Here is a 14,919-nt window from a genome sequence, read left to right as displayed (position 1 = left end):
GTCGTGCTCACAGGCCGCGCAGGCGTTCGGCGCCCGCGCGCAGCACGTCGTCGGACTTCGCGAAACAGAAGCGGATCAGGCGCTGGTCGGCCGGCGGGCTCTCGTAGAACGACGACAGCGGGATAGCTGCGACGCCGGCGCTCTTGACCAGCCATTCGCAGAAGCCGAGATCGTCCTTGTCGCTGATCGCCGAGTAGTCGACGACCTGGAAATACGCGCCGGCCACCGGCAGCAGGCGGAAGCGCGAGCCTTCGAGCAGACCGCGGAAGAACTCGCGGCGCGCCTGGTAGAACGCGGGCAGTTCGAGGTAGTGCTGCGGCAGCTTCTCGAGCACTTCGGCGAGCGCGATCTGTGCGGGCGTGAACGTGCAGAACGTGAGGTACTGGTGGACCTTGCGGAACTCGTCGCTGAGCGCGCGCGGCGCGACGCAGTAGCCGATCTTCCAGCCCGTGCAGTGGAAGGTCTTGCCGAACGAGCTCACCACGAAGCTGCGCGCGGCGAGCTCCTCGTGGCGCAGCACGCTCTGGTGCGGCGCGCCGTCGAACACGATGTGCTCGTAGACCTCGTCGGACAGCACGAAGATGCCGGTGTCGCGGGTCAGCGCCGCGAGCGCGTCGAGATCGCCCGCCGAGAACACCGAACCGCACGGGTTGTGCGGCGTGTTGACGATGATCATGCGCGTGCGCGGCGTCACCGCGTCGCGCACGCGCTGCCAGTCGACCGAGAAATCGCGCGCATCGAGAGGCACGTGCACGGCCACGCCGCCGTTGAGCTCGATCGCGGGCTCGTAGCTGTCGTAGCACGGGTCGAGCACGATGACCTCGTCGCCCGTGCGCACCACGGCGGCGACCGCGGCGAACAGGGCCTCGGTCGCGCCCGACGTGACCGTGACCTCGGTGTCGGCATCGACCTTGCGCCCGTACAGCGCCTGCGTCTTGAGCGCGATCTGCTGGCGCAGCGTCGGCCAGCCCGTCATCGGCGCGTACTGGTTGCGGCCCTCGGCCATCGCACGCGTGAGTGCGTCGCGCAGTTCCTGCGGGCCGTCGAAATCGGGAAAGCCCTGGCCCAGGTTGACCGCGCCGTGCGTCGCGGCGAGCTGGCTCATGACGGTGAAGATCGTCGTGCCGACCTTCGGCAACTTGGTCTCAATCTGCATGGGTGATGCGGTTCGGATGGCCAAACGCCGATGGTAGCACGCAGGTCCGGAGCGCCCGTTACACCGCCGGTCACGATGACATTGTGTATCGTCATGTCGCGCCGTTAAGCTGTCGCGATGTTCCGCCGTGCACGCCCGTCGTCGATCACCCGCATCGCGCTCCTCGCGATGCTGGCGCTGTGCATGCTCGCCAAGCCGATGTTCGCGCTCGCGGCCGAGCTGCACCACGACCTGCACGCGTTCGCGCATGCGCTTGTGCACGCCGACGAAGCCGACGCGGCGGACGATCATCCTCCGACCGGGCCGGACGATGCCGAGCACGGCCCGGCGACGGGCTGGCACGCGGTGATGCACCTCGATTTCTGCTGCGGCGTGCTCGCGGTGACGGCGCATCCGATGCCCGTGCTTGCGCACGTGCCCTCGCCGGCCCTCGTGGCCACCGGCATGCCCGTGTTCACGGGCGTCGCCGCCATGCGGCATTTCAGGCCTCCGATCGCGGCGTGACGCCCGACCGGCCGTGACGGCCGGATCCACGTCCCGTCTTTCTTTCCGGAGTCTCCCCATGCGTGTCCGATCGGCGGCGCTCGCCGCCTTCGTCGTCGCGTGCTGCGTGCCCTTGCACGCGCGCGCCGACGCCCCTCTCACCCTCGAGGACGCCTACGCACGCGTCCTCGCCCGTCATCCCGACCTCGAGGCGTTCCGTCCCGCGCGCGAGGCTGCGGAAGCCGAACTCGAGACCGCGCGGCTGGCGCCGCAGCGCCGCGTCGTCGCCGATCTCGAGAACGTGGCCGGAAGCGGCGCGAATTCGGGTTTCGACGCCGCCGAAGTCACGATCGGCCTCGCCTCCGTGTTCGAACGCGGCGACAAGCGCAGCGCGCGCGGCGCGGTCGCCCAGGCCCGTGTCGACGCGCTCGCCAACGAGCGCGAAGCCAAGCGCCTCGACCTGCTCGCCGAAGTCGCGCGGCGCTACCTCGATGTGGTCGCCGCCGAGGCGACGCGCGCGATCGGCGACGCTGACGTGGCCCAGCGCGAACGCGCCGTCGCCGCGGCCACGCGTCGCGTGCAGGCCGGCGCCTCGCCCGAATCGGTGCGCCTCGCCGCCGACGCCGAGCACGCCCGCGCGCGCCTCGAACGCGATCGCGCCTCGCGCGAACGCGACGCGGCGTTCCGGCACCTCGCCATCCTGTGGAATGCACGCGACGCCGGCGCCGGCACGGTCGCCGCGCAGGCGCTCGCGATCCCCGCCGTGCCGACGTTCGACGCGATCGCCGCGCATCTCGAGCGCAGTCCCGAGCTGCGCCGCTTCGCCGACACGGCGCGGCTGCGCGAAGCACGCCTGCAGCTCGCCCGCAGTGCACGCATCGCGGATGTCGACTGGCAGGTCGGCGTGCGCCGCCTGCAGGAAGGCGCGGACTGGGCGCTGACCGGCAGCGTCTCGATTCCGCTCGGCAACGCCTCGCGTGCCGCCGGCGGCATCCGCGCGGCCGAGGCCGAGCTCGCGATGCTCGATCTCGAACGCGCGTCGGGCGAGATGGCGCTGGTGTCGACGCTTTCGGAAGCGCACGGCCGCCTCGCCGCGCAGGCCGAAGATGCACGGCAGTGGCGCGACGACGTGCTGCCGCGCCTCGCCAAGGCCGAAGCCTCGGCCGCGAACGCCTACCGCGCTGGCGCGCTCGACTACCTCGAATGGTCGCAGCTGCAGGCACAGGTCGTGCTCGCACGCCGCCAGCAGCTGGTCGCGACCGTCGACGCCCAGCGTGCCCTCATCGAAATCCAGCGCCTGACCGCGAGCGGCTTCGACGCCGCCGACGCGCGCGCCACGGAGAACCAGCCATGATCCCGTTCCGCATCCTTCTCGCCGCGCTGCTCGCGGCCACCCTCGCCGGCTGCGGCCATCGCGACGGCAACTCCGACCACGGCCACGACAGCGGTGGCCACGCCCACGGCGGCGGCGAGCATGCCGACGACGAGGCCGAGACCGGTCCGCACGGCGGGCGCCTGCTCGAACAGGACGGCCTCGCCGTCGAGCTGCGCATCGTCGAGGACGGCCAGCCGCCGCAGTACAACGCGTGGTTCTATCGCGGCAGCACGCCGCTGCCGGCGTCGGCCGGCACGCTGCGCGTCACGCTCGCGCGCCTCGGCGGCCAGGTCGACACGCACACGTTCACCGCCGAAGGCGAACGCCTCGTCGGCAGCGGCGTCGTCGACGAGCCGCATTCGTTCGACGTGACCGTCGAGGCGACCGTCGAGGGGCGAGCCCTGCGCTGGACGTACGACAGCTACGAGGGCCGCACGACGATCCCGCTCGAGATCGCGACCCAGGCCGGCGTGCGCACCGCACGTGTCGCCGCGGGCACGATCCGCGACGAACACGAGATGCAAGGCCTCGTGACGCCGGTCGAAGGCCGCCACGCGCGCATCACCGCACGCTTCCCGGGTCCCGTGCGCGACGTGCGCGCCGGCATCGGCGACGACGTGCGCAAGGGCCAGGTACTCGCCGTGATCGAGAGCAACGTGAGCCTGTCCGACTACACCGTGACCGCGCCGTTCGCGGGCACCGTGGTCGCGCGCACGGCCAGCGTCGGCGACCTTGCCGGCGAGACGCCGCTGTTCGAGATCGCCGACCTGTCGACCGTGTGGGTCGACGTGCACCTGTTCGGCGCCGACGCCCAGCACATCACGCCGGGCCTGCCGGTCGTGGTGACGCGCCTCAGCGACGGCGCGGTCGCGGAGACGAAACTCGACCGCGTCCTGCCGGGCACCGCGACGGCGAGCCAGAGCACGGTCGCGCGCGCGACGATCGACAACGCCGATCGCCGCTGGCGCACCGGCGCGGCCGTGCGCGCGCATGTGACGGTCTCGGTCGAGCAGGTGGCGATGCGCGTGCCGCTCGCGGCGCTGCAGCGCTTCCGCGACTGGGACGTCGCGTTCGTGCGCGTCGGCGACGCGTACGAGATCCGTCCGCTCGAACTCGGACGCCGCGACGGCAGCTGGGTCGAAGTGCTCTCGGGCCTGCGCGAGGGCGACGAGATCGTCGTCGAGCAGAGCTACATCATCAAGGCGGACATCGAGAAGTCCGGCGCCTCCCACGACCACTGAGGCGACGACCATGCTCGAGAAGATCATCCGCTTCGCCATCGCGCAGCGATGGCTCATGCTGCTCCTCACCCTGGCCAGTGCCGTGCTCGGCATCTGGAGCTACCAGCGCCTGCCGATCGACGCGACGCCCGACATCACCAACGTGCAGGTGCAGGTCAACACGATCGCGCCGGGCTACTCGCCGCTCGAGACCGAGCAGCGCGTGACGTTCCCGCTGGAGACCATGCTCGCCGGCCTGCCGCGCCTGGACTACACGCGCTCGCTGTCGCGCTACGGCCTGTCGCAGGTCACCGTCGTGTTCGAGGACGGCACCGACATCTACTTCGCGCGCCAGCAGGTCGCCGAACGCCTGCAGCAGGCACGCGCGAGCCTGCCCGTGGGGATCGAACCCGAACTCGGCCCGGTCGCGACCGGCCTCGGCGAGATCTTCATGTACACGGTCGATGCGCGCGAAGGCGCACGCAAGCCCGACGGCAGTGCGTGGACACCGACCGACCTGCGCACTGTGCAGGACTGGATCGTGCGCCCGCAGCTGCGCAACACGCCCGGTGTCACCGAGGTCAACACGATCGGCGGCTACGCGCGCCAGATCCACGTGACGCCGGACCCGGCGCGGCTCGTCGCGTTCGGCTTCACGCTGCAGGACGTCGTCGAGACGCTCGCCGCGAACAACGAGAACGTCGGCGCCGGCTACATCGAGCGCAACGGCCAGCAGTACCTCGTGCGCGTGCCGGGGCGCATCGCCGACCTCGAAGGACTGCGCAACCTCGTGCTCGACCGCCGCGAAGGCGTGCCGATCCGTGTGCGCGACGTCGCCGAGGTCGGTGAAGGCCCCGAACTGCGTACGGGCGCGGCGACCCAGGACGGCGAGGAAGTCGTGCTCGGCACCGTGTTCATGCTGATCGGCGAGAACAGCCGCACGGTCGCCCATGCGGCCGCGGCACGCCTGCGCGAGATCGGCGCGAGCCTGCCGGCAGGCCTCGAGGTCAACGCCGTCTACGACCGTACCGCACTCGTCGACCGCACGATCGCGACCGTGCGCACCAACCTGCTCGAAGGCGCGCTGCTCGTCGTCGCGGTGCTGTTCCTGCTGCTCGGCAACCTGCGTGCGGCGCTCATCACCGCCGCGGTGATCCCGTTCGCGATGCTCATGACCTTCACGGGCATGGCGCGCGCGGGCGTGTCGGGCAACCTCATGAGCCTCGGCGCGCTCGACTTCGGCCTCATCGTCGACGGCGCCGTGATCATCATCGAGAACAGCCTGCGCCAGCTCGGCCTGCGCCAGCAGGCGCTCGGCCGCGTGCTCACGCGCGAGGAACGCTTCGACGTCGCCGCGAGCGCGACCGCGCAGGTGATCCGGCCGAGCCTGTTCGGCATCGCGATCATCACCGCCGTGTACCTGCCGATCTTCGCGCTCGGCGGCATCGAGGGAAAGATGTTCCACCCGATGGCGTTCACGGTCGTGTTCGCGCTGACCGCGGCGATGCTGCTGTCGCTGACGTGGATGCCGGCAGCGATCGCGCTGTTCCTCGGCGGGCGCGTCCGCGAGGGCGAGGGCCGCGCCGTGCACGCGCTGCAACGCGTCTACGCACCGATGCTCGCGTTCGCGCTACGCGCACGCGTGGTCGTCGTCGCGACGGCCGCGCTGGTCGTGGTCGGCGCGGGCGTGCTCGCGACGCGGCTCGGTTCGGAGTTCATCCCGGGCCTCGACGAGGGCGACATCGCGCTGCACGCGCTGCGCATCCCGGGCACGAGCCTCGCCCAGGCCGTGACGATGCAGTCGATGCTCGAGACGCGCATCCGCGCGTTCCCCGAAGTCGAGCGCGTGTTCGGCAAGCTCGGCACGGCCGAGGTCGCGACCGATCCCATGCCGCCGTCGGTGGCCGACACGTTCGTGATCCTCAAGCCGCGCGCGCAGTGGCCCGATCCGCGCAAGCCCAAGGCCACGCTGGTCGCCGAGATCGAGGCCGCCGCGACCGCGCTGCCGGGCAACAACTACGAGTTCACGCAGCCGATCCAGATGCGCATGAACGAGCTCATCTCGGGCGTGCGCGCCGACGTCGCGATCAAGCTCTACGGCGACGATCTCGACACGCTCGACGAGGTCGGCCGGCGCATCGAGGCGGTCGCGCGCACGATCCCAGGCGCGGCCGACGTGCGTCTCGAACAGGGTACCGGCCTGCCGATGCTCACGGTGACGCCCGATCCCGCCGGCCTCGCCCGCTACGGCCTCAACCAGGTCGCGGTGCAGACGCTGGTCGGCACCGCGGTCGGCGGCAGCGTCGCCGGCCAGCTGTTCGAGGGCGATCGCCGCTTCGACCTCGTCGTGCGGCTGCCCGAGTCGGTGCGCACCGATCCCGCGCGCCTCGCCGACCTGCCCGTGCCGCTCGGCGCCAACGATGCCGGTCACGACGAGTCGAGCCGCGCGGCGAACTGGGCCAGCGGCAATCCGACCACGGTGCCATTGCGCGAAGTCGCGACGATCGCCTACGAGGAAGGCCCGAACCAGATCAACCGCGAGGATGGCAAACGTCGTGTGGTCGTGACCGCCAACGTGCGTGGCCGCGACCTCGGCGGCTTCGTCGCCGAGCTGCGTGAAAAGGTGGCCTCCGACGTGACGCTGCCGAGCGGCTACTGGGTGCGCTACGGCGGCACGTTCGAACAGCTCATCGCGGCGAGCCAGCGTCTCGGCGTCGTCGTGCCCGCGACGCTGCTCGGCATCCTCGGCCTGCTCTACATGGCGTTCGGTTCGTGGCGCGACGCGTTCGCGGTGTTCAGCGGCGTGCCGCTGGCACTGACCGGCGGCATCCTCGCGTTGTGGCTGCGCGACATCCCGCTGTCGATATCGGCCGGCGTCGGCTTCATCGCGCTTTCGGGCATCGCCGTGCTCAACGGCGTGGTCATGCTCGCCGCGATACGCGAGCTGCGCACGCGCGGCATCGCGCTGGCCGAAGCCGTGGTCGAGGGTGCAACGGGACGCCTGCGCGCGGTGCTCATGACCGCACTCGTCGCAGGCCTCGGCTTCGTGCCGATGGCGTTCAACGTCGGCGCGGGATCGGAAGTGCAGCGGCCGCTCGCGACCGTCGTGATCGGCGGCATCGTCTCCTCGACGCTGCTCACGCTGCTGGTGTTGCCGGCGCTGTACCGGCTCATGCACGCGAGACGCGCGGCACGGTGACGGACTGCCCCGGCGGCCCTGCACGGGCCGCCGGGGATGCTGCGTCGATCAGCCGAGCAGCACGCGGTTGAGGCGCTGCACGAACGCGGCGGGGTCGTCGAGCTGGGCACCTTCGGCGACCTGCGCCTGCTCGAGCAGCAGCAGTGCGAGGTCTTCGGCACGCGCCGCATCGTGCTCGCCCTCGAAGCGCTTGAGCAGGGCGTGCGCGGGATTGATCTCGAGCACCGGTGCCGAGTCCGGCATGTCGTGGCCGGTCTGCTTGAGCACGCGGCGCAGGTGCAGCGCCATGTCGTACTCGTCGAGCACGAGGCACGACGGCGAGTCGGTCAGGCGCTTGCTGACCTTGACGTCGCGCACGCGCTCGCCGAGCGTGTCCTTGAGACGCTCGACGAGGCCCGAGGCGGCTTCCTCGCTGGCCTTGTGGCGCTCGGCATCGGCCGCGTCGAGCTCGATGTCGCCCTTGGCGACGTGGCGCAGCTTCTTGCCCGCGTACTCGGTCAGGTAGCCGGCCATCCATTCGTCGATGCGGTCCGACATGAGCAGCACCTCGACGCCGCGCGAACGCAGGGCCTCGAGCTGCGGGCTGCCCTTCGCGGCCGCATGCGAATCGGCGGTGATGTACCAGATCACGTCCTGGCCGGCCTGCATGCGGCCGACGTAGTCGTCGAGCGAGACGCTCGGCGTAGTGCCTTCCGAGGCGGTCGAGGCGAAGCGCAGCAGCTTGGCGATGCGCTCGCGGTTGCCGGCATCCTCGGCGATGCCTTCCTTGAGCACGTTGCCGAACGCGCCCCAGAACGTCGCGTACTTGTCGGTCTCGTCGCGCGCGACGCGATCGAGCAGGTCGAGCACGCGCTTGACGCAGGCGCCGCGGATGCGCTCGACCTGACGGTTCTGCTGCAGGATCTCGCGGCTCACGTTGAGCGGCAGGTCGTCGGAATCGACCACGCCGCGCACGAAGCGCAGGTAGGCCGGCAGCAGCTGCTCGCTCGCGTCCATGATGAACACGCGGCGGATGTAGAGCTTGAGGCCCTTGCGCTCGTCGCGGCCGTTGCCGAAATCGAACGGCGCCTTGGCCGGCACGTAGAGCAGCGAGGTGAAGTTCTGGTTGCCCTCGACGCGGTTGTGCGTCCACGCGAGCGCATCGCCGAAGTCGTGGCTCAGGGTCTTGTAGAAGCCCTGGTAGTCCTCGTCGGACAGATCCGCCTTCGGGCGCGTCCACAGCGCCGAGGCCGAGTTGACCGTCTCCCATTCGTCGGTCGGCGCGCTGTCGGCTTCCTTCGGCATGCGGATCGGGAACGCGATGTGGTCGGAGTAGCGCGCGACGAGGCTGCGCAGCGTCCACGCCTGCAGGAACTCGTTCTCGTCGGGCTTGAGGTGCAGCGTCACGGTCGTGCCGCGGCGCGCGACCTCGACGTCGGCGAGCGTGTACTCGCCCTGCCCGTCGCTCTCCCAGCGCACGCCGGTGGTTTCGCCGGCGCGACGGCTGGTCACGCTGACGCGGTCGGCGACGACGAACGTCGAGTAGAAGCCGACGCCGAACTGGCCGATCAGGTTGGCATCGGCCTTCTTCTCGGCCGACAGCGCCTCGAGGTAGCGGCGCGTGCCCGAGCTCGCGATCGTGCCGAGGTTGGCGACGATCTCGTCACGGCTCATGCCGATGCCGGTGTCGCTGACGCTCAGCGTGCGCGCCTCGCGGTCGACGCTGATCTCGATGCGCAGCTCGCCGTCGTCGGCGATCCACTCGGGATGCGCGATCGACTCGAAGCGCAGCTTGTCGCAGGCGTCGGAGGCGTTGGAGACGAGCTCGCGCAGGAAGATTTCCTTGTGCGAGTACAGCGAGTGCGTGACCAGGTGCAGCACCTGGGCGACTTCGGCTTCGAATCGGCGGGTTTCGGTGGCGGTGCTCATGGCGTCAAGCCTCGTGGTGTCCTGGTGCTGTCCGCCGAGTGGGGATCGCGCACGGCGAATTCAACACGTGCGTGCGCGTGGCGCGGACGTGCAAAAGCAATACGGCCGCCTTGCGGCGGCCGTATTGCCGACGAGGAGCACAGACGCGACTCGATGCTCCAAGATGAAACCGGATGTCAGTCCTGCGAGATCGGCGTGCCGAGATCTTCCTTGATGCGCGCCTTCTTGCCCTGCAGGCCGCGCAGGTAGTACAGCTTCGCGCCGCGCACCGCGCCGCGGCGCTTGACGACGACCGAGTCGATCACCGGGCTGTGCGACTGGAACACGCGCTCCACGCCCGTGCCGTGCGAGATCTTGCGGACCGTGAACGCCGAGTTGAGGCCAGCGTTCTTCTTGGCGATCACCACGCCTTCGTAGGCCTGCACGCGTTCGCGGTTGCCTTCCTTGACCTTGACGTTGACGACGACCGTGTCGCCCGGGCTGAACGCCGGGAGCGTGCGGGTCATCTGTGCGGCTTCGAACTGCTGGAGGAGGTTGCTCATGGCATTCACCAATACGTGTTGTTGTGTGTTCCGTGCGGGGTCGAGCCCGACGGCTTAGGTCATCTCCGCCCGGTGTTCGCGGCGGAATTCTTCGAGCAGCGTGCGCGACTCGGCATCGAGTTCGACGCGCGCCAGCAGATCCGGCCGGCGCAGCCAGGTGCGTCCGAGCGCCTGCTTGCGTCGCCAACGGCGGATCGCCTTGTGGTCGCCCGAGAGCAGCACCGCAGGCACTTCGCCGAATGCGTCGGCTACCGGTCGCGTGTAGTGCGGGCAATCGAGCAGGCCGTCCGTGAAGGAGTCCTGCTCCGCGGACTGCGCGTCGTTCAGCGCGCCATCCTGCAACCGCCCGACCGCATCGATCACGATCGCCGCCGCCAGTTCACCGCCCGAGAGCACGTAGTCGCCGACAGAAAGCTCTTCGTCGACCATGTTCGCGAGCAACCGCTCATCCACGCCTTCGTAGCGCCCGCACAGCAGGATCAGCCGATCCGTGCGTGCGTACTGCACCACCTTGTCCTGCGTGAGCCGTGCACCCTGTGGACTCAGGTACACCACCCTTGCCGGCCCCGCGTCGTCGCGCACCGCGTGGAGCGTGCTGCGCAACGGCTCGATCGCCATCAGCATGCCGGGACCGCCGCCGAAAGGCCGGCTGTCGACCGTGCGGTGGACGTCGGTGGCGAAGTCGCGCGGGTTCCAGGTGCGAACCTGCAGCAATCCCCGTTCCCGGGCCCTGCCGACCACGCCGATCCCGGCGCAGCCTTCGATGAAGTCGGGAAACAGCGTGATGACGTCGATGCGCATCGCGCGGCTTTCCGTTGTCCTAGAACTCCGGATCCCAGTCGACCGTCACGCGGCGCGCCTCGAGATCCACAGCCTTCACGTAATCGTCGAGGATGAACGGCAGGAGCCGCTCACGCCCGCCATCCCTGACCACCATGACATCGTTCGAACCGGTCGCGAGGAGATGCGAGATCCGGCCGAGCGCCACGCCCTCGGTGGTGACGACCTCGAGTCCTTCGAGATCGGCCCAGTAGAACTCGCCACGCTTCGGCCTGGGCAACGCCGAGCGTTTCACCTGGATCTCGCAACCGACCAGCGTCGCGGCGCGATCGCGGTCGGTCACGTCGGGCAGCGTCGCGACGATGCCCTTGCCTTGCGCCCTGCCGCGGCATCCGCGGACCTCGCTCTGCCCCGCTGCCGATGTCAGCAGCCAGGGCTCGTAGCGGAAGATCTGCGTGCGCGGCTCGGTGTACGACTCGAGCTTGACCTCGCCCGCCACACCGTGAAGCCCGACGATGCGGCCGATCACGATCAGCCGGTCGTCGGTGGCGTCCACGTCGCTCAGGCGGCGGCCTGCGCCTGCTTCGACGCAGCCTTGTACAGCGACTTCACCTTCTCGGTCAGCTGCGCGCCGTTCTCGATCCAGTGCTTGACGCGCTCGGTGTCGAGCTGCAGCGGGACGTCCTTGCCCGAGGCGATCGGGTTGTAGAAGCCCACGCGCTCGATGTTGCGGCCGTCACGCGCGTCGCGCTGGTCGGCAACGACGATGTGGTAGAACGGACGCTTCTTGGCGCCACCACGGGACAGGCGAATCTTGACCATGTTATCTCTCTGATATTCCTGGACATTCCGGCGCGGACGAAGGGCATATGCCAAGCCGGGCCGAGGGAGCCGCGCATTCTAGCGCTTTTCGAAAAAAAAGGAAGCCCCGCAAGCGCTTAGCGGAAACGACCGGCACGAGGAGCGCGAAACGCCCCCCGGAACGTCAGTGCGGCATCATCCCGCCGCCACCGCCCATGCCTCCCATGCCGCGCATCGCGCCCTTCATCTGGCGCATGAGGCCCTTCATGCCGCCGCTGCCGAGCTTGGACATCATCTTCTCCATCTGCTGGTACTGCTTGAGCAGGCGGTTGACGTCGGCCGGCTGCTGGCCGGCACCGCGCGCGACCCGTGCACGACGCGAGCCGTTCAGCAGGTCGGGATGACGGCGTTCCTTCTTCGTCATCGAGTTGATGATCGCGATCATGCGGTTCACGTCCTTGTCGTTCACCTTGGCCTTGACCTGCTCGGACATCGCGCCCATGCCGGGCAGCTTGTCGAGCAGCGACGACATGCCGCCCATGTTGATCATCTGCTCGAGCTGGGTCTTCATGTCGTTGAGGTCGAAGCGCTTGCCCTTGATGACCTTCTCGGCGAGCTTCTGGACCTTCTCCTGGTCGACCTTGCGCTCGACTTCCTCGACCAGCGACAGCACGTCGCCCATGCCGAGGATGCGCTGCGCGATGCGGTCCGGATGGAACGGCTCGAGCGCGTCGGGCTTCTCGCCGGCGCCGATGAACTTGATCGGGCGACCGGTCACGTAGCGCACGGACAGTGCCGCGCCACCGCGAGCGTCGCCGTCGGTCTTGGTCAGCACGACGCCGGTCAGCGGCAGCGCCTCGGAGAACGCCTTGGCCGTGTTGGCCGCGTCCTGGCCGGTCATCGCGTCGACGACGAACAGCGTTTCGACCGGATTGAGCGCGGCGTGCAGCGCCTTGATCTCGTCCATCATCGCGGCGTCGACGTGCAGGCGGCCCGCGGTGTCGACGATGAGGACCTCGGCGAAGTTCTTCTTCGCGGCGTCGAGCGCCGACTTCGCGATCGCGATCGGATCCTGGTGGCCTTCCGACGGATGGAACAGCACCTCGACCTGGTCGGCCAGCGTGCGCAGCTGCTCGATCGCGGCCGGACGGTAGACGTCGCAGCTGACGACCATGACCTTCTTCTTCTTTCGCTCGCGCAGGAAGCGCGCGAGCTTGGCCACGGTCGTGGTCTTGCCCGCACCCTGCAGGCCGGCCATGAGCACGATCGCAGGCGGCGCGGCAGCGAGGTTGAGGTCCGTGTTGACGGTGCCCATGACCGCGGTCAGCTCGTCGCGCACGACCTTGATGAGGGCCTGGCCCGGGGTCAGGCTCTTCATGACCTCCTGGCCGACCGCACGCACCTGCACGCGCTGGATCAGCGCCTGCACGACCGGCAAGGCCACATCGGCCTCGAGCAGCGCGATGCGCACTTCGCGCATCGACTCGCGGATGTTGGATTCGGTCAGGCGACCGCGGCCGCGCAGGCGCTCGACGGTGGCGGACAGGCGTTGGCTCAGGGACTCGAACATGGCGGCTCGGCGACGGGCACGAAAACGGTCGCCGAGTATACCAGCGCGACGGGTGATGCCGTGGCGGGAGCGCTGCGTGGCGGCGTCCCCAGGTCCGGACGACAAGGGCACCTCCGCGAGTGCCCCGGACAGGATGCGGCGTCGACGGCGCGTGCGAAACGCGTACACCGGCTGGCGGATACGAACCCTTCGCATTCACGCATCCACGCACGTATGCGACACTCGCGCGCATGCCGACCTCCGTGCTCAGCGCGTTCGCGATCCTCGATTACCTCGTCGCCGCCGTGCTGCTCGCGCTGCCGATCGCGCGCCTGCCGGCGCCCGCGCGCGGCATCGGGCTCGGCCTCGCCACGCTCGCCGCGATCGTCCACGGCACCCTCATCTTCGGCATGCACCGCGGCGGGCTCGACCTGCACTTCTTCGCGGCCTTGTCGGTCGGCGCGTTCGGCATCGCCGCGCTGACGCTGCTGGTCAACCTGTTCCGACCGGTCGCGGGACTCGGCGTCATCGTGTTCCCGCTCGCCGCGCTGCTGCTCGCGATCGACGTGTTCGTCGCGCCGCCCACGCTGCCTCAGCCGATGGAATGGCAGATCAAGCTGCACGTCGCGTTCGCCCTGCTCGCCTACAGCCTGCTCAGCATCGCCGCGCTGCTCGCGATCCTGCTGTCGCTGCAGGAACGCGCGCTGCGCCTGCGCCGCGTCGACTCGGGGCTGATCCGCGCGCTGCCGCCGCTGACGCTGACCGAGGCGCTGATGTTCCGCCTCATCGCCGCGGGCTTCGTGTTCCTCACGCTGACGCTGGTCAGCGGCGTGCTGTTCGTCGACAACCTGTTCGCCCAGCATCTCGTGCACAAGACCGTGCTGTCGATCGCCTCGTGGCTCGTGTTCGGCGTGCTGCTGTTCGGCCGCTGGCGCTGGGGCTGGCGCGGCCGCCGCGCCGTGCGCCTCACGCTGGTCGGCATGATCGTGCTGCTGCTCGCGTTCTTCGGCAGCAAGTTCGTGCTCGAACTCGTGCTCAAGCGCGTCGGCTGAGCCTCCGCTCGACGCGGCCGACCGGCCGCCGGCCTCGACGACCTCAGGCGCGCCGCGTCGCGCGTCGCCATCCCCAGCGCCACAGCAGCGCGAGCGGGAACGCGAGCAGCAGCGACGGCAGCGCGAAGCCGAGCCATTCGAGTGCCGCTTCGATACCGTCGACGAAGGTGTCGCCGAAATCCCCGAAGGCGCCGCCGAGACGCGAAAGCCGCGACGGCGACTGGTAGGGCGCGCGCCATTCGAACGTGAGCAGGTTCGTCTCGATGCGCCTGCGCTGCGTGGCGGCCTCGCGCCCGGTGTCGGCGAGCTTCGATTCGACCGAAGCGAGTTCGGCCGACAACGTCATGAGGTCCGATACGCCGAGGTCGCGTCGCGCGCCGATCTCCATGAGCTTGGCATGCTGCGCCTCGAGCATGGCCTGCTGGCGCGTGGTGTCGGCGACGGCCTCGGCGAGATCTTCCGCACGAGTCGTGCGCGAGGTGACCGAGCCGCCCCTGGCCGCTTCCGCGACGAGGGCCTCGACGCCCGCCGGCGCGAGGCGCACGACGAGCTTGCTGCCGCCGTCCGCGCCACGCGTGACGAGCTCGAGCACGCTGCACGCACCGTCATGCTGCTGCTCGCAAGCCTGGCGCGTCGCCTCGGCGCGCGCGTCGATCGCGGTACCGGGCAGGTCGATGTCGATCGCGTGCGCGTAGGCGAGGAAACCGCCTTCTCGCGACGTCTCGCCGGCCACCGTGGCGGACTCGCCGCCCACCGCTGTCGCGCTCTTCTTGCATCCCGGCAGCAGCACGAGAAGTGCGCACGCCAGCCCCGTCACGACGATCCCGCGCATGCGCCCTGCTCCCTGTCCGCGT

The 14,919-nt window shown here is 69.8% G+C and carries 13 protein-coding genes; 5 read left to right on the top strand and 8 right to left on the bottom strand.

Features of this window, described 5'->3' with window-relative positions; all coding sequences use genetic code 11:
• Nucleotides 1–7: 7 nt before the first annotated feature.
• A complete protein-coding gene (locus tag ACQQ2N_RS15835; protein ID WP_440222542.1) occupies nt 8–1,156 on the bottom strand; it encodes a pyridoxal phosphate-dependent aminotransferase in 1,149 nt (382 codons plus the stop codon).
• 117 nt (nt 1,157–1,273) lie between these two features.
• Between ACQQ2N_RS15835 and ACQQ2N_RS15830 the strand changes: the two genes are divergently transcribed.
• The 4 genes from ACQQ2N_RS15830 to ACQQ2N_RS15815 are packed head-to-tail and all read left to right on the top strand — an operon-like array spanning nt 1,274 to nt 7,433.
• Nucleotides 1,274–1,660 carry a hypothetical protein gene (locus ACQQ2N_RS15830; RefSeq protein ID WP_440222541.1) on the top strand — a complete coding sequence of 129 codons (387 nt, stop codon included), beginning with the start codon at nt 1,274–1,276 and terminating at the stop codon, nt 1,658–1,660.
• A 58-nt stretch (nt 1,661–1,718) separates the two neighbouring features.
• Nucleotides 1,719–2,993: a TolC family protein gene (locus ACQQ2N_RS15825; RefSeq protein WP_440222540.1), complete on the top strand. Its 1,275-nt coding sequence runs from the start codon at nt 1,719–1,721 to the stop codon at nt 2,991–2,993.
• Complete coding sequence (locus ACQQ2N_RS15820; RefSeq protein WP_440222539.1) at nt 2,990–4,255, top strand: efflux RND transporter periplasmic adaptor subunit; 1,266 nt, start codon at nt 2,990–2,992, stop codon at nt 4,253–4,255. Before ACQQ2N_RS15825 ends, ACQQ2N_RS15820 begins: the two co-directional genes overlap by 4 nt.
• Before the next feature lie 10 nt (nt 4,256–4,265).
• A complete protein-coding gene (locus ACQQ2N_RS15815) occupies nt 4,266–7,433 on the top strand; it encodes an efflux RND transporter permease subunit (RefSeq protein ID WP_440222538.1) in 3,168 nt (1,055 codons plus the stop codon).
• 48 nt (nt 7,434–7,481) lie between these two features.
• Here ACQQ2N_RS15815 and htpG read toward each other — a convergent pair whose 3' ends face one another.
• From htpG to ffh, 6 genes are all read right to left on the bottom strand, one after another.
• Nucleotides 7,482–9,341, bottom strand: a complete 1,860-nt coding sequence (htpG, locus tag ACQQ2N_RS15810) for a molecular chaperone HtpG (protein WP_440222537.1) — start codon at nt 9,339–9,341, stop codon at nt 7,482–7,484.
• A 176-nt stretch (nt 9,342–9,517) separates the two neighbouring features.
• The gene (gene rplS, locus ACQQ2N_RS15805) at nt 9,518–9,883 is read right to left on the bottom strand and encodes a 50S ribosomal protein L19 (protein ID WP_440222536.1); all 366 of its coding nucleotides are present in this window, start codon (nt 9,881–9,883) and stop codon (nt 9,518–9,520) included.
• A gap of 54 nt (nt 9,884–9,937) precedes the next feature.
• Entirely contained in the window at nt 9,938–10,684 is a 747-nt protein-coding gene (gene trmD / locus ACQQ2N_RS15800) for a tRNA (guanosine(37)-N1)-methyltransferase TrmD (RefSeq protein ID WP_440222535.1), read from the bottom strand.
• Nucleotides 10,685–10,703: 19 nt separating this feature from the next.
• Nucleotides 10,704–11,219, bottom strand: coding sequence for a ribosome maturation factor RimM (gene rimM, locus ACQQ2N_RS15795; protein WP_440222534.1), 516 nt, complete (start codon nt 11,217–11,219; stop codon nt 10,704–10,706).
• A gap of 5 nt (nt 11,220–11,224) precedes the next feature.
• Nucleotides 11,225–11,485: a 30S ribosomal protein S16 gene (rpsP, locus tag ACQQ2N_RS15790; RefSeq protein WP_440222533.1), complete on the bottom strand. Its 261-nt coding sequence runs from the start codon at nt 11,483–11,485 to the stop codon at nt 11,225–11,227.
• A gap of 163 nt (nt 11,486–11,648) precedes the next feature.
• Nucleotides 11,649–13,034, bottom strand: coding sequence for a signal recognition particle protein (gene ffh, locus ACQQ2N_RS15785; protein ID WP_440222532.1), 1,386 nt, complete (start codon nt 13,032–13,034; stop codon nt 11,649–11,651).
• A 230-nt stretch (nt 13,035–13,264) separates the two neighbouring features.
• Here ffh and ACQQ2N_RS15780 point away from each other — a divergent pair, with 230 nt between their 5' ends.
• On the top strand, nt 13,265–14,065 hold the full coding sequence (locus tag ACQQ2N_RS15780; RefSeq protein WP_440222531.1) for a cytochrome C assembly family protein: 801 nt from the start codon (nt 13,265–13,267) through the stop codon (nt 14,063–14,065).
• A 43-nt stretch (nt 14,066–14,108) separates the two neighbouring features.
• Here the strand turns inward: ACQQ2N_RS15780 and ACQQ2N_RS15775 are convergent, their stop codons facing one another.
• On the bottom strand, nt 14,109–14,897 hold the full coding sequence (locus ACQQ2N_RS15775; RefSeq protein ID WP_440222530.1) for a DUF4349 domain-containing protein: 789 nt from the start codon (nt 14,895–14,897) through the stop codon (nt 14,109–14,111).
• Nucleotides 14,898–14,919: the final 22 nt, after the last annotated feature.

This window comes from Dokdonella aquatica, assembly GCF_051987395.1.
Taxonomy (GTDB): domain Bacteria; phylum Pseudomonadota; class Gammaproteobacteria; order Xanthomonadales; family Rhodanobacteraceae; genus Dokdonella.
This window is presented reverse-complemented; position numbering and strand designations above follow the sequence as displayed.

Bases quoted from the DNA above. Each gene is read 5' to 3' on its own strand.
- ACQQ2N_RS15835 (WP_440222542.1), bottom strand. From the start codon at position 1,156: ATGCAGATTGAGACCAAGTTGCCGAAGGTCGGCACGACGATCTTCACC.
- ACQQ2N_RS15830 (WP_440222541.1), top strand. From the start codon at position 1,274: ATGTTCCGCCGTGCACGCCCGTCGTCGATCACCCGCATCGCGCTCCTC.
- ACQQ2N_RS15825 (WP_440222540.1), top strand. From the start codon at position 1,719: ATGCGTGTCCGATCGGCGGCGCTCGCCGCCTTCGTCGTCGCGTGCTGC.
- ACQQ2N_RS15820 (WP_440222539.1), top strand. From the start codon at position 2,990: ATGATCCCGTTCCGCATCCTTCTCGCCGCGCTGCTCGCGGCCACCCTC.
- ACQQ2N_RS15815 (WP_440222538.1), top strand. From the start codon at position 4,266: ATGCTCGAGAAGATCATCCGCTTCGCCATCGCGCAGCGATGGCTCATG.
- htpG (WP_440222537.1), bottom strand. From the start codon at position 9,341: ATGAGCACCGCCACCGAAACCCGCCGATTCGAAGCCGAAGTCGCCCAG.
- rplS (WP_440222536.1), bottom strand. From the start codon at position 9,883: ATGAGCAACCTCCTCCAGCAGTTCGAAGCCGCACAGATGACCCGCACG.
- trmD (WP_440222535.1), bottom strand. From the start codon at position 10,684: ATGCGCATCGACGTCATCACGCTGTTTCCCGACTTCATCGAAGGCTGC.
- rpsP (WP_440222533.1), bottom strand. From the start codon at position 11,485: ATGGTCAAGATTCGCCTGTCCCGTGGTGGCGCCAAGAAGCGTCCGTTC.
- ffh (WP_440222532.1), bottom strand. From the start codon at position 13,034: ATGTTCGAGTCCCTGAGCCAACGCCTGTCCGCCACCGTCGAGCGCCTG.
- ACQQ2N_RS15780 (WP_440222531.1), top strand. From the start codon at position 13,265: ATGCCGACCTCCGTGCTCAGCGCGTTCGCGATCCTCGATTACCTCGTC.
- ACQQ2N_RS15775 (WP_440222530.1), bottom strand. From the start codon at position 14,897: ATGCGCGGGATCGTCGTGACGGGGCTGGCGTGCGCACTTCTCGTGCTG.